This window comes from Marinobacter sp. (genome assembly GCF_052094685.1).
In the GTDB taxonomy this organism is placed as follows: Bacteria; Pseudomonadota; Gammaproteobacteria; order Pseudomonadales; family Oleiphilaceae; genus Marinobacter.
In genome coordinates, this window is sequence record NZ_JBQDKB010000045.1 from 22,499 (window position 1) to 29,519 (window position 7,021).

The following is a 7,021-nucleotide window of genomic DNA, read 5'->3' on the forward strand; positions in this document are numbered from 1 at the left end:
GAATTAGACTAACGTCCTAATGTGCCTGAACTTTTAGGGCAGAACGTTCAGTAACCTACAAGAACTTAACGGTAATTTTCTAAGAGGCTAAGCCTCAAATAAAAGAATAGTGCGGTTTACCCGGGAGGTAAACCAGGCTCACTAAACGGGGCCCGGTATGATTAGGCCGCTTGCTCGCGAACCTGAGACGACCTGGGACGGTTCGTTTTCTTCGCCCTCAGCGCGTAACGATTAAGCCCCGCCAAGTGAATTTTGCGCAGATACACAGCCCAATCAATCTGGCGCGCATCTACCGGAAACAGAACCTTGTCCACCTCCCCAACACGGGATGCCAGAGCCAACAGATCGTCATTGCGGAAAATATAATCCGGCGCGGTGTAAAAACCAAAAATGGTTGCCAGCGAACGCGTGGTATCCAGATTACGTAAGACTTTAAGCTCGCGATCCTGCCCCAGCATACGCATGGTGCGTCGGGCAAGAGCGAGCGGGATGCGAGCGCCACCGACCAAAGCATCGAACAAGGCCCGGTTCACCGCAACAAAAGGCTTGACCGGCTGGCGATAGAAAAGCCGCTCATAAGTGGCGTAATTGGTTTTGGCTTCTGCCATCAAATGGTCAATAAACTCACCCAGAGACACTGGATTGGAGCTGCCACTACAACACTGGTAAACCCGGGTCCGTGGAGGCTCACCCAAGGCCTCAGCGACCGCCAGGATAATTGCGTTTGCCACAAGGTCGACAGGAATGACATCAATAATGCCAGAGCGTTTGCCGGGGAAGACCGTCACTTTTTCTCTGGCGTAGGCAAGAATGATCGCGTCAGCCACTTTCACCCCTTCAATCCAGCCAGGCGCTGGCTCTTCAAGAGCGCTCTCAATGATGGACGGGCGCACAATTGTCAGAGCCCGGCCCTCAAGCGCCTTCATTAGCAGCTGTTCACCTAGCCACTTGGTAAACGTATAGGTATCACTCCAGCCGTATCGATTTGCCTCACGGATACCCAAGTCCACAAGCTTGCGCTCCAACTCTTTGCCCGTGTATCGCGAACGCACGTCGGCGATGCTGTCGTGAAGGAGCCGGACCAACTCTTCAATTTCATAATACCCAGCCGGGCTACGTGGGATTTCTTCGCCAGCTGGTTTAATCACCGATTCGGTAATCTGACCAGAATTCATTCCGTTTACGTAACAGGTTGAAACCTGAACAACCGCCAAAGATGGGTTCTGGCGTGCCAATTCAGCAATATTCTCAAGGCAAACGGTATTGATAGACAAAGCCTTGTCCAGCTCTTCGCGGAAATTAACGCTGGCAGCAGAGTTAATAACAGCGTCAATGCTGCCCGCCAGTTCCTGCACCGCCTTCGGCTCCAAACCAAAACCAGGCTGTGTTACCTCCCCCGTGACACAGTGCAATCGCTCCTCCAGAAAAGCCTCGAACGCCTCGGGGCTTTCCTCACGCAAACGGTCAAACACGGAGGAGGTGGCAATTTCATCAAGAAAACGGCTACGTGCGTCTGGGTGTCGTTTATTGCCTCGTATCAGCAAATGTATACCACCAATGCCCGGCACCGCACGCATGAGTTTTTCCAAAACAACTTTGCCAAGGAATCCCGTGGTGCCCGTAACCAGAACATGCTTACCACGTAACTGCTCAAGTACTTTTGACGAAGACACTCCAGCCCCTTCTTTGTGCATTGCCATTGTGAAAGCTCCTTTTCGTTGACTCCTACCATATCCGATCCTTGCACAATCTATGTGGCAGTGCGGTGACAAACTGCAAGGTTATCACCAAAACCCACTAAACAATCCTACGCGCAAAGCCCCTCACAAAACGCTACTCCACAAACCCAAATCATGTAATGACGGATTAACAGGCATGTTTGTCCAGTCGCGCCCAACAATGCCTCTTAGCTATCCTTATTTTCTCTATCAGCCAGCGACCGTAGCAACTGGCTCAGCGAGATATCAGAGGGCTGCTCTCTCAATGCTCTGATCAGCGTGTCTTGATCGCCAAATCTAATACTGTCGTAAAAAGGCTCGGGGAGCACCGCCTGGGGCAAACTGTGTTCATTTGTATGGGAATCTACAGGCGAAATCTCGTCAGCAAGGTGCCGCAAATGAGCCGCCAGGTGTTCACGCTGCTCTGGGCTCAGGCTATCCCAAGCGATGCCACCTAACCCTGTTTGGATAATTTCGATGGTATCGTTGTCTGGCGTGCGGCCCAGCAGTGCGAACAAACGAATAAAAACATCGTAGCGCAGCATTGCGCTCTCCGATGCCTGCCCGAGCACCGTGTCCAGCTCATTAACGGCTTGCAGACATCGCTCGCGGGGACTCGTTTCTGCAGGCGTGGTTTGTACGGGCTCTTGCTGCCGCTTCGAGACTGAATGCCAATAAGCCGCTATGCCAGCTTTGCGAACGGGTAGTTGCGATAGGCGCACACCGAGCATGTCGGCCAACGTATTGAATTGGCGACAGGACGGGTCCGCCAGCGGCAACAATGCAACGGGCCTTTGGCTCAAAACCGACTGGCGCAACGTCTCGTCGCGCCAGATCCCGCCCATGTAGTGAAGAGAGCATTGCAGGTGGCGCCGTGCGGCTGAATCCAGGCGCTGAAAAACCGAACGGGCCTGACTGGCTCCCTGTGCCATATTGATCAGCACACTAGGCGTTCTTCGATATCCACGGCGTTTGAGAACCTTAATAAGAGAAAACGCATCAGTCAGTGAGGCAGGGTCTGGTGTAACAACTACACACGACAGCTCAGCAGCCGCAATCATGTGTATACCCGCAGGCTGGAGGCCTGCTGCGGTATCCGTTATAACGTAGTCGTAGCGTCTTTCCAGTAGTGAAAGAGCTCGCAGGATACGAAAACTTTCTTCCGGCGCCATGTCCATGCATTCTTGGACACCAGACGCACCTGGTACAATATGCAGGCCGTAATCTGCCTCCAAAAGAACATCCTCAAGACGACATTCACCGGCAACCACATTGGCCAGCGTTCGCTCAGGATAGAGTCCCAGCATGATGCTAACGTTGGCAAGATCTGTATCACCGTCCAGCAACAAAACGCGATTTTTTTGGCGAGCCAGAGTAAGCGCCAGATTAAGAGCTACCGACGTTTTGCCCACACCGCCCTTACCGCCAGTTACAGCGATAGTCCTGGGTGGGTTTACCTTGTGCACGCGGGGTTTCTGAGCACTCATGGCGGCTGATCGTACATCCTTGCAATTGCAACAAATAGCACTTTAATATGTAAAAATTGTACACATATCCCGCCCCCATGAATATACTGATCAAAAAGAGAACAACGACTAGTTGATCTCCGTGAATTTTTGTCTAAGCTCAACCTTCGATAACAAATGAACAGGGTTTCATAAAGTGAAGCTCAGATCTGGCGGGCAATCTATGAATACGATACCGGATCTTCAGCTCCCGAGTCTTCCGGAGGTCACTCTGCGCGCGCTTGAGGCCTGCCAACGGGATGAAAGCTATCGCGTGATCAGCGAAATCGTAGCCTCAGACACAGCGCTCGTGGTTAGGATCTTGGCGCTAGCCAACTCAGCACTTTATGGCCCTACTTCGGGAATTCGATCTATAGACCAAGCCTTGATGCGCCTTGGAACTCGGCGTTTTAAAACGTTGATACTCACGGCGGCCTTACGCCAAGCCCTTTTTGAGCTGGGTGGCGGCGCCTGGCAGCAGTTACGGGATTTCTGGCGGCACGCTCTCACCACTGCGATGACTGCGCGAGCCCTCGCAACTCTGACCCGTTATCCAGAGGCTGACGAAGCCTTTATGCTTGGCATGCTCCACAACATCGGAGAACTGATTGCCATCAACACGCCAGATCTGGAAATCAGGCAGCAGTATATGGATCGGCAGTCGGACATTGCAGCGGAGCTGGTTACTTCGTGGGGGCTAGGCCCGCTTGCAGCCGATGCCATGCGCTATCAACAGGCGCTGCCCTCAGAACTGCGAGACGCGGGGCATTTGGTCAAGATTGTCAGCCTTGCCACCCGCTTAGCACTGTCTGATTCCGCAGGCATTGCCGCTGCAGGCACTATGTTCGGACTCAATGAGGAGTTGACCCGGGAGATCAACCGGCGAATCAACCATGACGTTTCCACCATGGCCGAATCCTTAGGAATACCGCTGATTAACAGCTACAACGCCGATCTGGCATCCCAACAACTGCGTCAAATCGTATTGCGGCAAGCCATTGCTCAGCAAGCTATCGGCTTTGCCGATCTTTCTGGGCAGATCGGTGCCATTCTCGCTGAAACCGTTAGCAGCCTTACCCTGACGACCGGTTTACCTGCTCTTTGGCTTGGGTACGAAGACAACAATCTGGTTCTGCTCTCCAGTACCACCGGACAACACCCAGACTTGACTGTAACTGCGGAACCTGGCGGCAGCGTGCTTACCGAAGCGTTCACCTCACGCACACCTGCCAGCCTGAGCGGGCGCACGCCAACGGTGCTCGACCGCCAACTTTTATCGCTGCTGCGAACTCACTCACTGACAGCCATTCCGGTGGTCATCAACGACCACTGTCCCGGCGTGTTTGTGCTGGGCACCGATGGCCATACGCCTGATACAACCAACGACCTTATACACCTATTTATCCACCAGCTATGCACCGTTCTTCAGGAGAAAAACTCTGCTCCCGCGAGCGAACTGGCAAAGGTCGAGATAAATCAGGCAACAACCATAGACAATCTGCGCAGACAAGTGCATGAAATCAGTAATCCTCTAACTATCATACGGCAGTATATTCATCAATTAAGAAGCCGGCTTAACGACCCAGACGCCTGGGAAGAGCTGGACATTGTGCGAGAAGAATTGGATCGCGCAGGCAATTTGCTGCTGCAAATGGGCCAAAACACCGCCAGCGATATAAACGAAGAAACATCTGAACTCAATACAGAATTACAAAGCCTCATCCGGTTGTTTGAAGACAGCCTTTTCAATAACAGCAACCTGCATTTGAACGTGCTAATGTGTCGCACTCCGACATTTATTGTTGCCGGATCGTCGGCTATTCGCCAGATTTTGATTAACCTGATTCGAAACGCCGTTGAAAGCCTGCCAAATACTGGTGGCACCGTGACGATCAAAACATTAGCCCCAGTGTGGCAAGGCGATCGCAACTGGGTAGAAATGGAAGTAATCGATACAGGTAAAGGCGTACCCGACACTGTTCGAGAAGCCCTGTTCACACCGGGCAAAACCACAAAAGGAGAAGGCCACAGCGGTTTGGGCCTGAGCATTGTGAAACAGCTTATTGATGACATGGACGGCATCGTTGCTTGCCACACAGGGCAGGAAGGCACCACTTTCCGAATTTTGCTACCTGCGGCCAGCTAGGAAAAACCAAATCCGACTGACAAAGTAGAACGGATACAAATCGATGGCTTTTGAACGGTCTAACAGGCACTTCTCGCGGCAAGTGGCAGCGCGTATTCTGGTCGTTGATGACGAGCCTCGACTGGCGGGAGCTCTGGCTGCTCTACTGCGCAGCTGCGGCTACGATGTCACTGAGGCCCATGGCGGAAAGCGTGCCTGTGAATTAATAGACACCCACCCCTTCGACCTTGCCCTGTTAGATTTACGCATGCCAGAAATCGATGGTTTTTCGGTTATGGCTCACCTTGTAAACCAACAGCCTGATTGCGGAACCATCGTGATCAGCGGAGAAAGCTCATTTACAGCTGTTAGCCGCGCGCTCCGACGCGGTGCGCTGGACTATATCCGAAAACCCTTTGATCCAGAGGAACTGGTCGCCACGGTAAAAGGCGTCGCCGACAAACAATCGTTATTGAAGGCCCATGAAAACATACAGGGGCGTCTTGAGAAATCCGAAGCCCTTCACCGCTACATTGTAAACAGCTCGCCCGATATCGTTTTCATGCTCGATGCAAATGGCCGTTTCTGCTTTGTTAACAGCAAGATCGAAAACCTGTTGGGTTACAAGCCCACTGAGCTTTGCGGTCAACATTTCCGGCACATTCTGGACGACCGCGATGTAGCCAGGGGTACCTACGCGCTTAACGCGCCGGATATCAGCGCAGACAACCCCCGCACTCTAGAGATTCGCCTTAAAACCCGCGGCAGCCGAAAAGCCACGCGGCATTTTGAAATTACTGCCTTTCCCATAGACCCCCAAACATGGACGCACAATAGCAACACCCATGGCGGCGGCAGTGGTCAAAACGCCTGCTACTACGGAACCGCCCGAGACGTTACCGAGCGGAAGGAAGCCGAGGCGTTTATCAACTTTCAGGCCTACCATGATCTGCTCACACGCCTACCCAACCGGGCCCTGTTCAAAGACCGCTTGGAGCTGGCCATTACCCATGCAAGCCGCGCGAACCAGCAGCTCGCGGTGATGTTTCTGGATCTCGACCGCTTCAAAGTTATTAACGACACCCTTGGCCATGCCATGGGCGACCGGCTGCTACAAGCAGTAACCCAGCGCCTCGAAAGCTGCCTGCGCAAGGGCGACACCCTGTCACGGTTTGGTGGTGACGAGTTCACGCTGCTGTTGCCGTCTATTCACAGCCACGAAGATGCTAGCCAGATCGCCAGAAAACTAATCAAAACACTCAAAGCGCCGTTTCTGCTGGGTGAGCATGAAGTATTTGTGGGTGTCAGCATCGGCATCGCGATCTATCCAGAAGCAGGCAGCAGCATGGACCAGCTTATCCAGAACGCCGATATCGCCATGTATCATGTGAAAGCCCGAGGCAAAGACAGCTACCGCTTTTTTTCGGAAAGCATGAGCGTAGATAGCACACACCGCCTGCACTTGGAACGGGATCTGCGCCTGGCGCTCGAAAGAGATGAACTCCGGGTGTTTTACCAGCCCCAGGTTTGCGCAAGCACGAACCGAATTGTTGGACTGGAAGCCTTGGTACGCTGGCAGCACCCTGAGCGTGGCTTACTCTATCCTCGGGATTTCCTTGGCCTAGCAGCCTGTCGGACTTGCACCTGACAGACAGCGTTTAAAGTGATCTTGT

At 53.0% G+C, this 7,021-nt stretch carries 3 protein-coding genes and 1 pseudogene; 2 read left to right on the forward strand and 2 right to left on the reverse strand.

The features are described 5' to 3' along the window. Positions 1 to 161 precede the first annotated feature (161 nt). Positions 162 to 1,700 carry a fatty acyl-CoA reductase gene (locus ACTH3S_RS10615; protein ID WP_441808984.1) on the reverse strand — a complete coding sequence of 513 codons (1,539 nt, stop codon included), beginning with the start codon at positions 1,698 to 1,700 and terminating at the stop codon, positions 162 to 164. 206 nt (positions 1,701 to 1,906) lie between these two features. Beyond that, on the reverse strand, positions 1,907 to 3,205 hold the full coding sequence (locus tag ACTH3S_RS10620; RefSeq protein WP_441808985.1) for a MinD/ParA family ATP-binding protein: 1,299 nt from the start codon (positions 3,203 to 3,205) through the stop codon (positions 1,907 to 1,909). Between the two features lie 202 nt (positions 3,206 to 3,407). Here ACTH3S_RS10620 and ACTH3S_RS10625 point away from each other — a divergent pair, with 202 nt between their 5' ends. Together ACTH3S_RS10625 and ACTH3S_RS10630 are read left to right on the forward strand one after the other, a co-directional pair. After that, on the forward strand, positions 3,408 to 5,369 hold the full coding sequence (locus ACTH3S_RS10625; protein WP_441808986.1) for an HDOD domain-containing protein: 1,962 nt from the start codon (positions 3,408 to 3,410) through the stop codon (positions 5,367 to 5,369). Between the two features lie 43 nt (positions 5,370 to 5,412). Beyond that, positions 5,413 to 6,975, forward strand: a pseudogene (locus tag ACTH3S_RS10630) (diguanylate cyclase domain-containing protein); the annotation flags it as partial. Between the last annotated feature and the right edge of the window lie 46 nt (positions 6,976 to 7,021).

Excerpts from the sequence above, each read along its gene's own strand:
- ACTH3S_RS10615 (WP_441808984.1), bottom strand. The coding sequence starts at position 1,700 with ATGGCAATGCACAAAGAAGGGGCTGGAGTGTCTTCGTCAAAAGTACTT.
- ACTH3S_RS10625 (WP_441808986.1), top strand. The coding sequence starts at position 3,408 with ATGAATACGATACCGGATCTTCAGCTCCCGAGTCTTCCGGAGGTCACT.
- ACTH3S_RS10620 (WP_441808985.1), bottom strand. The coding sequence starts at position 3,205 with ATGAGTGCTCAGAAACCCCGCGTGCACAAGGTAAACCCACCCAGGACT.